Annotated in this window: 15 protein-coding genes and 1 pseudogene; all 16 read right to left on the bottom strand. The window is 56.1% G+C overall.

Annotated features, from left to right (window positions below; translation table 11 throughout):
* Positions 1 to 8: 8 nt before the first annotated feature.
* The 16 genes and pseudogenes from FOV68_RS09490 to FOV68_RS09420 all read right to left on the bottom strand — a co-directional run bounded on the left by FOV68_RS09490 (position 9) and on the right by FOV68_RS09420 (position 16,371).
* On the bottom strand, positions 9 to 1,514 hold the full coding sequence (locus tag FOV68_RS09490; RefSeq protein ID WP_143990677.1) for a serine/threonine-protein kinase: 1,506 nt from the start codon (positions 1,512 to 1,514) through the stop codon (positions 9 to 11).
* 27 nt (positions 1,515 to 1,541) lie between these two features.
* Positions 1,542 to 4,151, bottom strand: coding sequence for a type VI secretion system ATPase TssH (tssH, locus tag FOV68_RS09485; RefSeq protein ID WP_143990676.1), 2,610 nt, complete (start codon positions 4,149 to 4,151; stop codon positions 1,542 to 1,544).
* Positions 4,152 to 4,205: 54 nt separating this feature from the next.
* Positions 4,206 to 5,252 (bottom strand): type VI secretion system baseplate subunit TssG, encoded by a 1,047-nt coding sequence (tssG, locus tag FOV68_RS09480; RefSeq protein ID WP_033779360.1) that lies wholly within the window; start codon positions 5,250 to 5,252, stop codon positions 4,206 to 4,208.
* Positions 5,249 to 7,120 carry a type VI secretion system baseplate subunit TssF gene (gene tssF, locus FOV68_RS09475; RefSeq protein ID WP_143990675.1) on the bottom strand — a complete coding sequence of 624 codons (1,872 nt, stop codon included), beginning with the start codon at positions 7,118 to 7,120 and terminating at the stop codon, positions 5,249 to 5,251. Before tssF ends, tssG begins: the two co-directional genes overlap by 4 nt.
* A gap of 2 nt (positions 7,121 to 7,122) precedes the next feature.
* A complete protein-coding gene (gene tssE, locus FOV68_RS09470; RefSeq protein ID WP_010246069.1) occupies positions 7,123 to 7,698 on the bottom strand; it encodes a type VI secretion system baseplate subunit TssE in 576 nt (191 codons plus the stop codon).
* Positions 7,688 to 8,515 (bottom strand): type VI secretion system accessory protein TagJ, encoded by an 828-nt coding sequence (locus FOV68_RS09465; RefSeq protein ID WP_137228660.1) that lies wholly within the window; start codon positions 8,513 to 8,515, stop codon positions 7,688 to 7,690. The genes tssE and FOV68_RS09465 overlap by 11 nt, the downstream gene beginning before the upstream one ends.
* A 16-nt stretch (positions 8,516 to 8,531) precedes the next feature.
* A complete protein-coding gene (locus FOV68_RS09460; protein ID WP_022625811.1) occupies positions 8,532 to 9,506 on the bottom strand; it encodes a hypothetical protein in 975 nt (324 codons plus the stop codon).
* 10 nt (positions 9,507 to 9,516) lie between these two features.
* Positions 9,517 to 10,308, bottom strand: a complete 792-nt coding sequence (locus tag FOV68_RS09455; RefSeq protein WP_143990674.1) for a PP2C family serine/threonine-protein phosphatase — start codon at positions 10,306 to 10,308, stop codon at positions 9,517 to 9,519.
* Positions 10,305 to 12,176: a type VI secretion system-associated FHA domain protein TagH gene (tagH, locus tag FOV68_RS09450; RefSeq protein WP_137228657.1), complete on the bottom strand. Its 1,872-nt coding sequence runs from the start codon at positions 12,174 to 12,176 to the stop codon at positions 10,305 to 10,307. The genes FOV68_RS09455 and tagH overlap by 4 nt, the downstream gene beginning before the upstream one ends.
* Before the next feature lie 396 nt (positions 12,177 to 12,572).
* Positions 12,573 to 12,968 carry a lysozyme inhibitor LprI family protein gene (locus FOV68_RS09445; protein ID WP_143990673.1) on the bottom strand — a complete coding sequence of 132 codons (396 nt, stop codon included), beginning with the start codon at positions 12,966 to 12,968 and terminating at the stop codon, positions 12,573 to 12,575.
* Between the two features lie 79 nt (positions 12,969 to 13,047).
* Positions 13,048 to 13,422, bottom strand: a complete 375-nt coding sequence (locus FOV68_RS09440; RefSeq protein ID WP_143990672.1) for a hypothetical protein — start codon at positions 13,420 to 13,422, stop codon at positions 13,048 to 13,050.
* A 149-nt stretch (positions 13,423 to 13,571) separates the two neighbouring features.
* Positions 13,572 to 13,931, bottom strand: a complete 360-nt coding sequence (locus tag FOV68_RS09435) for a T6SS amidase immunity protein Tai4 family protein (protein ID WP_143990671.1) — start codon at positions 13,929 to 13,931, stop codon at positions 13,572 to 13,574.
* Positions 13,928 to 14,051: pseudogene (locus FOV68_RS24330) on the bottom strand (hypothetical protein); the annotation flags it as partial. The pseudogene FOV68_RS24330 and the gene FOV68_RS09435, both read right to left, overlap by 4 nt.
* A 347-nt stretch (positions 14,052 to 14,398) precedes the next feature.
* A complete protein-coding gene (locus FOV68_RS09430) occupies positions 14,399 to 14,953 on the bottom strand; it encodes a hypothetical protein (protein ID WP_143990670.1) in 555 nt (184 codons plus the stop codon).
* Between the two features lie 8 nt (positions 14,954 to 14,961).
* Positions 14,962 to 15,807, bottom strand: coding sequence for an N-acetylmuramidase domain-containing protein (locus FOV68_RS09425; protein ID WP_143990669.1), 846 nt, complete (start codon positions 15,805 to 15,807; stop codon positions 14,962 to 14,964).
* 81 nt (positions 15,808 to 15,888) lie between these two features.
* Positions 15,889 to 16,371 carry a type VI secretion system tube protein Hcp gene (locus tag FOV68_RS09420; RefSeq protein WP_143990668.1) on the bottom strand — a complete coding sequence of 161 codons (483 nt, stop codon included), beginning with the start codon at positions 16,369 to 16,371 and terminating at the stop codon, positions 15,889 to 15,891.
* Positions 16,372 to 16,484 lie beyond the last annotated feature (113 nt).

Below are 16,484 nucleotides of genomic sequence, written 5' to 3'. Positions count from 1 at the left end.
CCTGACTATTAACTGTGTGGATCGAGCAACCAGACACCTTCTTCACTGATGTTCAGCGTTTGTTCGCGGGTGCCACTCTGGCCGCTGATGGCAAAGGTGTAGTTGCCCGGTGCCAGTTGCAGCGTGGCGAAGCCATTCACCGCCGGCACCAGCGCCTGCGGCTGACCGTTCACCTGAACGCGTTCACCCTGCTGCAGACGGATATAGACCTGGGCGACCGGAGCGGGCGGTGGTGCCGGTTGTGGATCGGGTTCACGCGCGGCGGTCTGCGTGGGCTCAGACGTCTGAGCCGGAGTGCTGGCAACCGTATCCGGTGAGGCGTCAACCTGGGTTGGTGGCGCGGCAACCGGCTGGTTAACCGGCGCGACGGTGACGGCAGGCGCGTCGTTTTGCGCGGTCTCAGCCGGCGGTGTCTGTTCGTTACCGCGTGACATCAGCATACCGGCGCCCAGGCCGACCAGCACGCCAGCGGCAACCAGGCCCGGCAGTGCAAAACGGTGCCCCAGCAGCGTTTTCAGTTTCGAGGCGGGTTTGATCACCTCCTCTTCTTCTTCAATCGGCACCAGCATGGTGCCCGGTCCGCTGATTTTTGCGCTAAGCAGCGGTTCCGGTTCACGTTCCGGCAACGCCATCAGCGCAGCAAAGTCATCAATGCTCTGCGGACGATCTTCCGGTTTCAGCGCCAGCGCGCGATCGACGGCGCTCAGCAGCGCAGACGAGTAGCCTGCCAGACGACGCTGCACCAGCGGCTGGTAATTATCTTCGATGCTGCGCACCACGCTGACCGGCGGCGGCGCACCGGTGATCAGGGTATGCAGCACCGCGCCCAGCGCGTAGATATCGGTCCACGCGCCCTGCTCGCTCTCGTCGTTGTCGCTGTACTGCTCAATCGGCGCATAGCCGGGACGCAGCATCGTCTCGCTCTCATCCGACAGATTGCCGATAGTTTTACGCGCCGACCCGAAGTCCAGCAGGATCGGCTCGCCGCTGCTCTGGATCTGGACGTTATCCAGCGAGATATCGCGGTGCAGATAGCCCGCTTCATGGATGGTTTTGATCGCCCCCAGCAGCGGCGGCAGCATACGACGGATCCAGGTCTCATTCACCGACTGCGGATTGCGTTCGCTGAAGTTCGAGAGTGTGGTGCCGCTGTAAAACACCGTGCCCATGTAGGCGGTGTCGTTCTGCACCCAGAAACGCAGCACGTGCAGCAGGTTGGGATGGTTAAAGCGTGCCAGCAGCCGCGCCTCCTGAATAAAGCTGTTCAGTCCGGCGTGAAAGGTTTTGCTGAACCGCTCGCTGCGCAGCACCAGATTCAGGTCATCGCTGCGCACTGCCAGCGAGGCGGGCATAAACTCTTTGATGGCGATATCACGTTCCAGCTGGTGATCCCAGGCGCGATAGACGATGCCAAAGCCACCACCACCGATGACCTCTTTGATTTCAAACTCATTGAAGCGGTAACCCAGCGGCAAGGCGTTGGGGACATTCAGGGGTTGATCATGTTCCGACATATTCAATTACTCTCTGATAGCCAGGCTTTAAACCGCGAACTGGCAGACAAATTCACCCTGCTCACAACGCACATCGACGCGGCGATAGCGTTCATCGCGGGCGTGGGCGCTCAACAGGATCTGGCTCATCTGTGGCAACAGCGTGTTGGTAAGGATGGCATCCACCATGCGACCGCCCGACTCGACTTCGGTGCAGCGCTGAACGATCTGGCTCACCACCGACTCGTCGATCTGCGCTTCAATGCCGTGGCTATCATCCAGACGACGCACAATGCGCGCCAGCTGCAGCCGCACAATCTCCGCCAGCATCGCGTCGCTGAGCGGGTAATACGGCACCACCAGCAGACGGCCCAGCAGCGCAAGCGGGAACACCTCCAGCAGCGGCTTACGCAGCGCGGTGCTCAGGGCATCGGGATCGGGCATCAGTTCAGGATCGGCACACATCGCGCTGATTAACTGCGTGCCGACATTGGAGGTCAGAATGATGATGGTGTTGCGGAAATCGATGTGCCGGCCTTCGCCATCCTCCATCCAGCCTTTATCAAACACCTGGAAGAAGAGTTCATGCACATCCGGATGGGCTTTCTCAATCTCATCCAGCAGCACCACGCTGTAGGGGCGACGGCGAACGGCTTCGGTCAGCACGCCGCCTTCGCCGTAGCCGACGTAGCCCGGCGGTGCGCCTTTCAGCGTCGAAACGGTGTGCGCCTCCTGAAACTCACTCATATTGATGGTGATGATGTTCTGCTCGCCGCCGTACAGCGACTCGGCCAGCGCCAGCGCGGTCTCGGTTTTACCGACGCCGGAAGGGCCGCACAGCATAAACACGCCGACCGGCTTGTTGGGATTATCAAGACGCGCGCGCGAGGTGCGTACCCGTCTGGCGATCAGATCCAGACCGTGACGCTGGCCGATGACTCGCTGGTTCAGTGTATCGGCCAGATTCAGCACCGCGTCGATCTCATTCTTCACCATCCGGCCCAGCGGAATGCCGGTCCAGTCCGAGACCACGGCAGCCACCACGCCTGCATCGACGGCGGCAAACAGCAGCGGCGTGTCGCCCTGCAGCGCAGTAAGCTGCTGCTGCGTCGCATCGCGCTGTTCACGCAGCGCCGCATCCTCTTCTGTCACACAGCGGGCGCGCAACGCAATCAGCGTCTCGACCAGTTCGCGCTCCTGCAGCCAGCGCTGTTGCAGCGCATCCCGCTCGGCTTCCAGCGCAGTGCGCTGCGCTGCAATCGCCTGCTGGCGGGTGGCGTCGCCAAGGCCCACCCGGATTTCACGTTCGATGATCTCCGCTTCAATCTCCAGCGCCGCCAGACGATGAAGACAATCTTCCAGCGCCGCGGGCTGCGCACCCTGGCTGACCGCTACGCGGGCGCAGGCGGTATCCAGTAGCGCCACCGCTTTGTCAGGCAGCTGGCGCGCCGGAATGTAGCGATGCGAAAGTTTCACAGCCGCACTGACCGCATCATCCAGCAGCAGCACCCGATGATGTTTTTCCAGGGCGCTGACGGTGCTGCGCAGCATCAGAATCGCTCTGGCTTCATCCGGCTCCTGCACCTGCACGGTCTGGAAGCGACGGGTCAGCGCCGGATCTTTCTCAATGTACTTTTTGTATTCAGCCCAGGTGGTCGCGCCGATGGTGCGCAACTGTCCGCGCGCCAGCGCCGGTTTCAGCAGGTTGGCGGCATCACCGGTTCCCTGCTGACCGCCTGCCCCGACCAGGGTGTGGATCTCATCAACAAACAGCACAATCGGCGTCGGGCTGGACTGCACCTCATTGATCAGCGCCTGCAGTCGTGCTTCAAACTCCCCTTTCATGCCGGCACCCGCCTGCAGCATGCCGATGTCCAGCAGCCAGAGCTGCACATCGCGCAGCGGCGCAGGCACATCGCCCGCCGCGATACGCAGCGCAAGGCCTTCGACCACCGCGGTTTTGCCGACGCCCGCTTCGCCGGTCAGCAACGGGTTGTTCTGGCGACGACGCATCAGGATATCGACCATCTGGCGGATCTCATCGTCACGTCCGGTCACCGGATCGATACGGCCTTCACGGGCACGCGCCGTCAGGTCCTGCGCATATTGTGCCAGCGTACTGCCACTGGCGGCGGGCGGTGCGCCGCCAGCATCCGCCGGTGCGCTCAGCGCCTGCTGCGCTTCTTTGCTGTTACTGAGCAGCGTGTCGAACTCCGCCAGCAGCGCATCGGCGTTGACGCGGCTGAACTGACCGGAGATGCCTTTCAGCACGCTGGCCAGGTTGAAGGTTTTCAGCATGCCGATCAGCAGATGGCCGCCGCGAATGCGGGTCGCGCCATATTTCAGCGAGGCGTAAACCCACGCCCGTTCAACGGCGCTGTCGATATGCTCGGAGAGGTCGGAGACCGCACTGGCACCGCGCGGCAGGCGATCCAGCGCGGCAACGATGTCCTGAGTCAGGGCCTTTTCATCCAGTGAAAAATGTGTGATGACCTGCTGTAAGTCGCCATCCTGCTGCTGCATCAGCTGATGCAGCCAGTGCACCAGTTCGACATAGGGATTGCCGCGCAGTTTGCAAAAGGCGGTGGCGCTTTCCAGCGAGGTAAATAACAGCGTATCCAGTTTGCCGAATAGCACGGCACGGCTGATTTCTGACATAGGGGGCTCTCTTCAATGAAAGACGCAGGCTGTGTAACAGGAAAAGCGGCTGGGCTAGCGCGAAGCAGCCTCAACCTCAAACATAAAATCTTCACGATCTTGCGGCTGCGGCGCATGCCCCAGCCAGCTGGTATAGCCGAGTCGGGCACCTCCACCCAGCGCCACACCCTGCACCTCGTCAGCGGCCAGGATCAGGCTGAGATCCCACTGCATTTCGATGCCGAGGTAGTGACGCACCCAGTCGCGTACTTCACGCGCGCCGGGGGCATCCGGCAGAAAACGGGCATATTGCGCGGCGCTTAGCGGTCCTAGGTGCAGGCGAAAACGGTGCTGCACATCGCGCACCGCCACGCCGAGAAATGCAGAAGCGCCCAGCCGGGGCATATGGCGTCCCGCGCCCAGTCGGGCCTGATCGCGGCTGTCCAGCGTCAGCCAGTGCGGCAGGTTCTGTGTCAGCCGGACCGGCACGCCAAAGTAGTGGCGCAGAATGCGCACCAGCCCTTCGGCATCGTGGCCGTGACGGCTGAGGTGACCCACCAGCATCAGTCGGGCATGGAGGCTGAGCGAGCTGGCCTGCTGCTGGGCCGGTAAGCCGATGCCCGCCAGGCAGGCGAGATAGTTCAGAAAGCGACTGTCGTCGGGGCGATCCAGCGACACGGTCGGTTGCGCATCGGCCCAGGCACGATAAAAAAGCAGCGTAGCGCGATGGTGAAACAGGTCAGCAAACGCCGACAGGCTGTGATCCTGATGATGCACGATACGTTCATGCACATATTCGGTCAGATGGGTCGGCAACGGGCCGTTGGGGCCAAACAGGCCGAAGCTGTAGATGGAGAGCTCATGACGTCCCGCTTCGTCACGCGGCGTGGCGCTGGCGACGGTGGCGGGCGCAAACGCCAGTGACGGTGTCTGACCGATGCGCACCGATTCGAACTTCGGCAGCGGCGCACGGCCCAGCGGATAGCGCTGACCGCCCTGCGCATCCAGCCGCCGCAGCAGCTGGAACAGATCGTAACGCCACGGCGCGGCCATCACCCGCTGCCAGAAATCATCCGGCAGACGGGTGAGTCGGGGCAGCGAAATCACCTTTTCGCCACTCATATCAGCGCTTTCCGGCCCATGCGCGGCGGCCAGTAGCCCACTTCTCCGCGCTGCTGGCTGTTCAGGGTGAACTCCGTGAAGCTGTTGAGCGCCACGAGGCGGCCACAGACCCGCTCCAGTACGCTGCCGAACAGCCACGGGCTGGCACCCGAAAACGCCTGCTCATCCACTTCCAGCGTGATGCTGACGCCGCGCGCAAACACCACCGGACCCGGCTCCGGCACGCGGCGGTTGACCGCGCTGAGCGTACAGTGGCGGATGCCGTCAATCTGACGGGCGACCGGCGCCTCCGCCAGGTTGGCGTAGAGGCTCAGCAACTGGCGCAGCGCCGCCGCGCCTTCTCCGTCGCTGCTGTCCATCAGGCTGAGGTAGTTCATCTGCAGATGGCTGATCAGCCGCCACGCGGAAAGTCCCTCGGCCAGCGCCGGACGCGGAGGCGTCGGCCCTTTGCAGAGCTTCAGTTCCGACACCGGAATGGAGTCCGGCATCACGAAGTTGCCCTGATCCTGCTGCAGCATCAGCGGCAGATCGCGGCTGGTGCACATCACGTCAGCGGAGAGATAGCGCACCTCGTCGTGCCACGGCGCGTGATGCTCATCCACCAGCGACAGAAAGACTTCTGAACCGATATAGCCGGTGCGCGTGCCGTAGCGCTGCGCCTGCTCTGACAGCGTGCGCTGTTCGCGGCGCAGTGAAAAATAGGCACCGTAATCGCCATGGTCACCGCTGAAGGTGCTCCAGAACGGACGGAAAACCTGTTCTTCGCGCTTGCCCTCTACCATAGCGAAGAGCCGCTGCACCGAGTGCACCTCATAATCCAGCGGACGAATGTTATCCACCACCAGATGATATTCATGCTGGCTGTCGCTGACCTTCAGGCGCTCGGCGGTTTTCGGAAACAGATTGATGACAGGCGTGCAGTGCAGCGCCAGATGGCTGTGATCGACCACGCTTTCCAGCGCGCTGTCCGCTTTATCGAGCAGAATGATGATGTCGAACGCCATGGCGTTGTCGCAGCGGCGCAGAAACGGGGCCAGCTGGCTCAGGCTGATGAACTGGAAGCGCGCCGGAAAGGCGAAATACTCCTGCAACAGACGATAGCCGTCAAAGTTGCGCAGATCGTCCGGCAGCAGCGCCTGTTCGGGCGCAAAGCCCTGCTGCTGCAATGCGTCGTCCGGCAGCACCTGACGCTGTGGCCGCTTCTCTACCGACTGCAGCACGATGCCCACCCGGTGCTGCATCAGCAATTCCAGCAGTTTCAGCGCCTGGATATCCGGGCCGCTGAGAAACAGCATCAGATCGTCCACGCTGAGCTGACTGAGCGAGGAGATCCCTTCACAGCTGATGCGGATACGCAGCGCACTGACCGCGCCCAGACCGCCGAGTTTCAGCTCGCCAGAGGGCAGATCGCCGGGCACGCCGCCGAGACTGGCTTCGCTGATGCGCAGCGGATGCAGCACCACATCGTGTGCGGTGGTGTAGCTGCAGGTCACCCCGGTTTTTTTCAGGTTCTGGCTCTCCATCATGGTGCCGCGCGGTACGCGAAAGCCCTGGGTGATGTCACCCTTGCGGCTGTCCGGCGTCAGCTGAGCGATCGCCATTGACGGCGTTGGCGAGAGATAGGATGGCGCAATCATCTCCAGCAGACGCTGCGAGAAACGCGGAAACTCCGCATCCATCTTCAGCTGCACGCGCGACGTCAGGAAGGCAAAACCTTCCATCAGCCGCTCGACATAGGGGTCCGCCACGTCAATGCCGCGCATGCCAAGACGTCCTGCCACTTTAGGGTAGCGCGCAGCGAACTCGGCCCCCATCTCACGCAGGTAGGCGAGTTCACGGTTGTAATAGTCGAGCAGATTGCTGTCCATGATTACCCTGCATCCTGTAGTTCGAAATGGCCGCTCTCCAGATCAACCTGAGTGCGGAACAGAAACGCCAGCGGATAAGGCACGCACCAGAGCCGCCCTTTAATCTCAATCGACAGCACGTTGTGCAGGCTGAGCGAGCCGAGATCGCTGACGCAGCGCACCTGTAAACCCTGCGGCAGGATGCGCGGCTCGAAGTGCAGAATGGCGTTGGTCATTTTGCGCTGCATATCCTGCCATTCGATATCGGAGACGTTCTGCCCGGCCAGCGGTGCCACACCGAAGTTCCAGACAGAGCGCTGCACCTGATCAAAGCCGCTGAGATCCTGCTGGGCTTCGTTGTTGATGGTGTTGAACAGCCACTGCAGATCGCGCAGTACGTGGCGGCGCAGGGTGCTGTGAGTGATCAGCATGCTGTTGTCCGCCTCCTGCTGTTTATCCGGCGCGTTGTCGGTCAGGCGATCCAGCAACGAGGATTGCAGCTTGTCGCGGGCGGTTAACGCATCACGTTTCTTACGCGCGCGAAAGCCGCCATGCAGCTGGGCATAGCCGTCGTTTTGCGCGCCTGAATCATGGCTCATCGGCGGACTCAACGCTGTCAAACGCGACCTGCTGCAGGCTCAGCAGCGAAAATTCCGCGCTGTCACTGAGCCACATTTTTTGCCCCTGGCCGATGAACTGGTCCGGATCGTCGCCCAGCGGCTGCCATTCGGTGACGCTGGCGCGCAGAAAACGTTCGTCAGATGCCGCCAGCAGCGGATAGCGCGCCGGAATCTGGCACACCTGCTCGCTGCCATCAACCAGCTGCACACGCGTGTGACGCCACACCAGATCGGTGACGCTGGCGGGTGCCTGAAACTGCATCTCACGAATAGCGGCAAACGGGATCCAGTAATAACGGCCCTGACTGATGACTTCACACACCGGCCCGAAACGGCTGTCGCCATCCATCAGCCAGCTGAATGCGGTGGGCTGATCCTGCTGCGTCGCGGTGCCAGGATTGGCAGCCGCGAGCTCAAGCGCTTCAGCCCGCAGCGTGCTGCCGCGCGCGACATCACCCGCTACCTCGGCCTGCAAGGCGGCCAGCAGCGTGTCGCACCAGTGCCATGCGCTGCCCGGCAGCACCGGCCCGGCCTCGCCACGCAGCACCGCGTCACGCTGCAGCTCACCGGCGATCGCCTGTTGCAGCAAATTAACCGTCGGTTGCGCCTGCGGGCTTAACGCCAGCCAGGATTGCAACTGCGTCTGCGCGCGCGCCCAGTTGCCGGAAAGACAGAGCAGTTGCACAAAGGCGGCCCGCAGGTCAGCATTCGCCGGATTTGCCTGAATCTGGCGGGTCACGTCAGCGAGCGTCTCGCCGAGGGTGGCGCTGGCCAGACGGTGTTGTAAGGATTCCATGCAAACTCCTTTTGCGTCAGTTAAGGGTGCGGTAGACCGCAGCGGCGGGATCTTTCAGTTCAGGATGCAGTTTTTCCACCAGCTGCACGCTCAGCGCGGCATCGCCGCTGATCCACGGCGACCAGACTTTACGGACTTCCTGCAGACGCGCCTGCAGCGCACTCTGATCGACGGCTTCGCTGACGGGCATCTGCACCACCACCTGACGCGTTGCCTGCCAGCCGTTAAAGCGGTTGCTGAACGGCAGAATCAGCCAGCTATCCGGGGATTTTTCATTGCTCAGCACCATGCGTTCACTGTTGACCGTAGTGATGTGCAGTTCGGCAGTGGGCGACTGATTGCTCAGCCCCATCACCGGAAAACCCTGCAGGAAAGTCACGCCGACTGCCGCAGGTGCGCCGTTACCCTGTTGCGTCAGGCGGCTGTGTCCGCTGAGCCAGCCATCCGAACCACAGATCAGCCCCTGATTTGCCGGAACAAACAGTGCGCTGCCCTGTGCCGGGTGCTGCCACCAGGTGCGGAAATGGCAGCCGTCCAGCAGACTGAATTGCAGCCACGGCGACGTGTCGGCCTGAGCGGCGTTGCGTAGTGCGTCTGCGGGGACCGCCGTAGCCGTCGGCTGGACCGGCTGAGTCGCGGGTGGCGTCACCACGGTTTTCCACTGCTGCGCACGGGCGGCGCTGCCAGTAGCAATTTCACTCCCCTGCGCATCGGTCAGTTGCCAGTGCAACTGTTGCAGCGGTTTACACTGTGACGCCATCAGTCCGGCAACGCGGGGCAGAAAATCTTTCAGCACCGCGGCGTTTTTTTCGCCCAGGGTGACGATGCGCAGGTTAATGGTGCTGTTACACCAGCTCGACAGCTGATTGTTTTTTACGTCATCAATCCAGACATCCAGTTTCTGTGCCGGGGACTGTACGATGCGATAGTTTTCAGCATAAGCGTGCGTGCTGAGCAGCAGCGCAGCCAGACCCAATAATCCATATTTCATGTTGGCGTTCTCAATCTCGCAGAGGGAAGAACTGCGCCGCTTCAGAGAGCGAGTGCAGCAAGGTGGTGTCCTGAGGTGATCCAATCCAGACGGCCAGCGCGCTGAAATTATCCTGCTGCCCCTGATCCGGCTGATCGTTCCTGATGATTTGCTGCATCAGCGTCAGCCACTCTTCCGGCGTATTCACCATGTGCAGCGACTGCTGCATCTGTTCCAGCGTCACGCCGTGCCAGAAACCATCGGTGCAGAGTAAAAAGGCGTCGCCATCTTCAATCCCGACCACCTCGCTGTAGCTGGCGTCGCGCTGCTCATCGCCCATCCCCAGCGCAAAATAGAGCAGATTGCTGTTAATGCCTTCGGTGCGATGTCCGGCATCTTTCATCTGCTGCACCAGGCTGTGGTCGGTGGTGACCAGATAGAGATAGCCGCGACGGAACAGATAGAGGCGGCTGTCGCCTGCATGGGCCCAGCAGGCCAGATGGTAGTCGCGGTCAATAAACAGGCTGACCAGCGTGGTGCCCATCCGGCTGTGTTCGCTGCTGGCTTTCTGCTGCTGGCGTATGGCGTGATTCGCCTGATTGACGTAGTTACGAATCGACTGCGCATTGAGATGCGCATCGCCATCAAAAGACTGCAGCAGGCTGCTGCGGGCAATCGATGCCGCGATGTCCCCGCCGGGAAACCCGGCTACACCGTCGCAGACCACAAAGCAGGCCGAGCGCTTACCGATGACATTACCGATCTGATCCTGGTTACTGGCGCGATCGCCCTGATTCGACGTCGAGGCAATAGTGATATTCATGCGTCATCCGTGTGGGTTTGTGAGTCTTTGTACTGATTAACTTCCAGGTCATAGGCGTGCAGGAACGCTTCGCCAAACAGGGTATGGAAATCATCTTCAATCTCGCCCGCCGTCTCGCCGTAGCGCTCAACAAAATGCTCCCAAAGCGCCGCTTTACGGCTGCCCGGCAGGCCGATACGTGACACCGATCCCGCCTGACGCGCTTCCTCCTCCAGCTGCTCCGGATTAAAGGATTGCAGCATTGAGGCGATGATGGCGCGGATACCGGCGATCATGCCCAGCTGGTGCGCCTGCAGATCGATCAGCGCATCACGCACTGCCTGACGCGGCGGCATAAAGCCCGGCATCCGGCTGCCAAACATCTGCATTAAGACGGTTTTGCCCGAAGGCAGTAGCTTGAACGGGTTGTTGGCGTCGTCGAGGATCACCGTCATGTCTGCCTTCACCCCGCGCTTGAGGATCGAACGCGATGAGAGTAGCGCCACCGTGCCCTGCGAAAACATGCTCAGCATCTGCCCGAATTGCAGCATCTGCTCACGGTCAAATTGCGGCGTCGGCTGCAGGTCGCGCAGACCCATTCCCTCCAGCAACGCATCCAGTAGTTCGCCCTTTAGGGCATCACCGCTGCTTTCGCTGGGTGTCGTCGGGTGCGCAGCGGCGGCATGGTGGCGACCGGAAGCAACGGGATCGATGCGCAACCGCCCTTTCGGCGTAGGTGATGGCGCACGCTGTACCGCCTGCGGCGTGGGCAGCGTAATTCCGCCGTAGTCGATCTGTGGATTTACCGCGTCAGACTGGCCGGGCAATTCCTCGTCAATCAGCGGCGACTGCTGCTGTGCCTCAGGGTGAGGCTGGCTGTGAGTCTCATGCTGTGATTCGTCGAAGCTGAACAGCGGTGAGTGATCCATGTCGGTCAGGCTGGCGGGAGCCTGCTCCGGTGGACGTGCGGCCATCGGCTCATTTTTTGCCACCGGTTGAGGTGGCGCATGCAACGTGGCTGGTTTCGGCGTCGTCAGCTCCGGCTGGGCCAGCGGCACCGCGTTGCCCATCATCAGACCCAGCGGATCATCATGGTTGCGCGCATCCACGCTGCTCTCACCGTCAAACAGGCTCAGCGGATCAAGTTCAGCGGCAGGCGTTTCAGCCTGCGGTGGCGCCGTGTTCTGCTGAGCAGACAGCGTGCTTGGCGTCCGGTCGTCAAAAATACTCTGCTGTCCGAACAGCGCATCGCCTTCATCAAACAGGCTGCTGTTTTTTGGCTGCTGCCCATAATCCAGCGGCGCGTCGTTAATCAGCTGAGCCAGCGGATCTTCCGGATTTCGGTCAGGACGAGCGGGCGCGGTCAGCGGATGGGCCTCGGGCATCTCTGGCGCAGCTTTGCGTTTAGAGAGATCGTCCGAAATCGAAAACTCTTTCGCCAGGCTGTCCCAGATTTCGCTGGGAATGGCGGCGGTGGTGCTGGCTTTTTCCGCTGACGGTTCGCGGACGGGTGCTACGGGCTGCACCGGCTCAGGACGCGGAACGGCTCTTTCACTCTGCGGCTGCTGCACACTGTTGAGATCGCTGACCAGCAATTGGTAATCATCAATACCCAGGATGTCTCCATCCTGCAGCTCAACCTGACGTCCGCGTTCCAGCGGAATATCGTTGAGTAACACGCGCGTCACATTGCCACGGTTGGTCAGGCGACATTCGCCATTTGCCGTGATGTGCACAATCGCCTGCAGGCGGGAGAGTGTGCGATCGTCATCCGGCAGCACCAGATTGTTATCCACGCCGCGACCAATGGTGCCGCCGGGCGGAAAGAAATCACAATGAGTTTGCGGCGGCTGTTGGCCGGGTTTAGTCGTTATTATCGTAAAGCGCATAACGGATTCCTGCGGTTAGCGGTTCGGCATCTATACCGCGCACCTCTCGGGGAAAGGCGCGGGGTATAGAAAGCGGGAGGTTTTAATTTTGAGAGTTGTTTTTATCTTAAATAATAGTGGCGATAAATTTATTAATTAAATTAACAGAGCAACTGTTTAATAAATTAAATGCATTACATCACAGCTTATAAATTTTCGAATTAAAATGGCATAACGTTAATACGGAAAAGAATAGGCATTGATTTTATATAAATAAAAAATGATTGGCCTGTATGAATTTCATTTAAACAAGATTATCTGGTGGCAATAAGGCTTTGGCCTGACAATGCACCACAACATTCACCATCCACTATGAAGAGTGTGTCAGGCCGGGAAAGAAATGAGCCAGAGGCATAATCAATAAGGCAACTGCTTCAGAATCGCGGTGCGTTCCTGATCGAGACGGTCAATACAGAAATTTATGGCACTCACATAAGCATCGCTGCCTTGTTCAGCGGCATAGGCTTCAAGACCGCACTGACTATCACGGTATTTAAGCCAGTTACGCTGAGTATCAACAAAAGCGCTTCTATACTGGCTTGACTCCTCACCATGGCCCTTATAAATTTTCTCAATTCGGGCCTTCGCAGCCTTGTACTCTTTATTTAAATTCAGCTCTGACTCTGTTTTATTTTTTTCTGCACATTCATTAACTTCCTGAACGTTATTTCCTTTTGAACAATCACTCATCGCGTGGACGGGGGAAACATAAAAAACTGTGACACACAGCAACAAAGAAAAATAAGTTCTCATTAAAAACCTCACCTGTAATAACACACCTATGTCTGAGAACAAGTGCAGAATCAATATGCAATAATTTTTATAAACGATGTTATTTAATCACCCCAAGATCCCGAGCAATAACTTTACTTTTAAAGGTACCGATATAATCCCAGAGGCCGTTGCCCTTCTGGCTTGGATAAAAAGAATAATCATACTGGCCGTTGGTAAAGCGATAACCCCGGAAGTCGCAGACGTCAGGACAATTTGAATTTATCGTTTCACCTTTAAGAGATATCGATGAATTGTCTTTTACTCTGGTTGACTTAAGCGAAACATCATCACAGGTGACGTTTCCTTCATCACAACCATATTCAATATCCGCTTTGAATATTTTTCCTTCAAAGTGTGAAACTGACTTCGCCAAAACAAATGAAGGTGAAACTAAAAGCACTATCATAATCAAATGACTTACTTTCTTCATCATGTGGCAAGTTCCGTATAAGAGTAATTTACATTATACTGCTCAACTACAGGTTTAATTATCGGCTTCATTTAACTAAACATATTCTCTTTTGAAAATTCGCTGCTGATGTTTAGCGCTGCATCGACTTTTAATTCTCCTAAAAATAAACGCTATTTCTTATACTTATTGTAGAGCGCCTCGGCATCCTGACTTTGCGAAAGCAACGTGCATTTCATCATATTGAAGTTTCCTGTGACCGAGCCAGTCAGGTTCATCTTCAGATACACATTGATTAACTTATCACCATCACTGAATGCTTCGACAGGGAGATGGCTTACCTCTAACCAGGCTGACGCACTTTTAAATGCATCATCGGTGAAAGCCTTGTCAGTCGCAGCTTTTCCTGCACAACGGTTCAGAAGCCAGTTGCTGAAAATCTCCGGTTGCTTAAAGGAGTCTGGCGCCGGTGGCGTTATCGCCAGCGCCGCAGGAGATAAAGTCAGAGCAAATAACATCAGGAATTTTTTCATTTCAGTATCCACAGGGAGGCAACATCAGGAACAAAACCACCATTTTCTGCGCCCCTGGAAGTGACAGGTATCAGAGCAGATATTGATATTCCAGAGTGTCACGTGCCCACGGATATTGCTGCAGCTATTTTCATGATCATAGTTAAGCACATATTACTTATAAAAATGACGCCAGATAATAAAACCTAAGCCTCCGCCAATCATCATTACCGCAGTCACCATATTTAAAGTATGAAGGCGTATTAGCCAGCCAATTTCTTTTTCAGGTAACGATTGAATAAAATCATAAGTTTCCTGACTAACGCTTTCGTTACCTCTACGCTGAAGTTTTACACCTTTATATAAGAGTGCAAACCAGGAAATTTTTACAGTATGGAACGATGGGCTAAAAAAGGAACTAACCTAGTATCTTTGAACCGGACATTGAGGCTATCAACCTGTTGATAACCTCAATTTATTAAATTAAGTTAGCTCTTTTCACTCAACTTCTTTTTTAACTCTTTAATCGTTTTTGCTCCGGCAGCACCCACTTTCTGGGTTAATGCCTTATCAATTTCAATGTCATTACTGGAATTATCTATAGAGAAAATGATCGCTTCATCAGCCGTGGAGTTTGGTGATGCTGCCTCATAGATAACGGCAATCTTGGTTTCAGGATCATTATCCGGGGAAACAATACCCACAGATTTAGTATCATTACAAACCTCAGATTCCCAGTCATCAAATCCTATTGTTGGGATAACCGTCTTAACTGCAGGTTTTTTTTCAGACCAGCCGACAAAGCAAACGTTGTCATCATGTGCATTGAAACCTTTACCTGCGATAAAAGTTCCCAACACTTTTCCTTTATTAGTGAGCGTGAAAGTCTGTCCATCAACAGGCGTTCCACCCTGAACAGACTTTTCTGTCGCTTTCTGGAAGAGATCTTTCTGAAATGCCCTATCACTCACAGCATGTAATGATGTCTGAGCAAACGCAGCAACCGGGAAAAACAAAACTGGAATTAAAAAAGATAAGCGCATATTTCCTCTCAAGAATTTCTTAAAGCTGCCTGATAGTTATTGGAGAGCTTATTATCATAGTCGTTCTTTTTAAAGTTTTTTCCGTTATAAGTTCTTGCAAAAGTAACCCAGTGTTTATTTTGCAGAGCACTTTGCAGCGGAGGCGTATTTTTTATAAAACTGACAAACGCATTTAATTGCCCCTGCACTGTTTCCATACCTTTCACAAAATCTTCGACAGATGCAAAACCTGCTGCTTTGTAATTCTCTCCCATAATCTGAAAAGCCCCCCATGAAGCTGATTGCAAAGCGGCATTTCTATCAAGAGCAATAGCTTTATTCAACTTACCATATTGGGCACTGTACTTTCCATACCCCCCGGCATCTTTATTGGAGAGGACAGGATCGCTATCATATTTCCCATTGGTCAACCGATGGAAATAATGACGCTCATAGAGAATAGTAGGTTTCCCGTCATCACCAAAAGCCCCACGGGGCGTCTCAGTCAGTACAACCGCTTTGATCGCTGCGACTTCGCACCCAAGACTCTTTGCCGCCTCAACCAGTTGTTCCTGGCTGAAAACAATTGCCCGTGGCGCTCTGTTGGTTGATGTATGGAATGATGAATGCACAACTAAATTGCGCATGGTGATGCCGGTTGGAGAAATGATCCCGTCAGGATTTTTTAAATTAACAACATCCTGCTGAAACTTCTTAATTCTTTCGGCAGTGGCAGGACCAAAAACCCCATCCTCGCCTAATTTATTCGACGGTGTAGTTATTTTTTTATTTTTATTTAACAATACCTGAACGGTAAAAACATCCGCGTAATTATTTTTCTGTCCGATACCCACAGGCGAACTAATTTTTGCCATACCTTCACCTCAATTACTGATACATCCCGGTACATATTGAGCGTAAAAGATGAGCCTCCTGCCAGCAGGAGGCTCTTACAATTATGCTTCTCTGTTTTCTTTGATATTCCAGCCAGCACTGCTCTCTGCGCCTTTTCCGCCGGAAGAGCTCTGTTCCCAATACTGCTGTTTGACTTTGGAAGACTGGAAAGAATAGGACATGCCTACCAGGTCACCATTATCTGCGCCGTTATATTTGACAGTCGTTACCAGAACATCTTCAAGTGTGATGCGAGCATACTCAACCTGAGTACCACCAGCCTTACAGATTGATAATTCGACTTTAGCCAGGTGTTTTCCGCTTGCGCAGTTTTTCAATAATGCCGTTACTGACTTATCAATCAGAGCCTCAACGTGCAAGTCCTCAAAATTAACTTTACCCGCACCGCCGCCGCCGCCAACAGACATGTTGCCTGGCTGAGAAGCACCCCATGAGAAAGAGGTGATATCAGTCCAGCCAGTGTGGTTTGAGTCTTTAGACTCGCCGGTGACTCCGTCAACCTTCATAAACATATCAATAGCCATTATCTTTCACTCTTTATTGGTTAAGATTATTGCTTTCAAAAAAGCAAGGATATGGCAAAAAGAAAAGCATGGGGCTGAATAAAACAGTCCATATTTTACCTTTGCCTTGCTTC

It is taken from the genome of Pantoea sp. paga, assembly GCF_007558755.1.
Lineage (GTDB): Bacteria > Pseudomonadota > Gammaproteobacteria > Enterobacterales > Enterobacteriaceae > Pantoea > Pantoea agglomerans.
The sequence above is the reverse complement of the archived record's forward strand: the minus strand, read 5'-3'. Positions and strand labels throughout refer to the sequence as shown.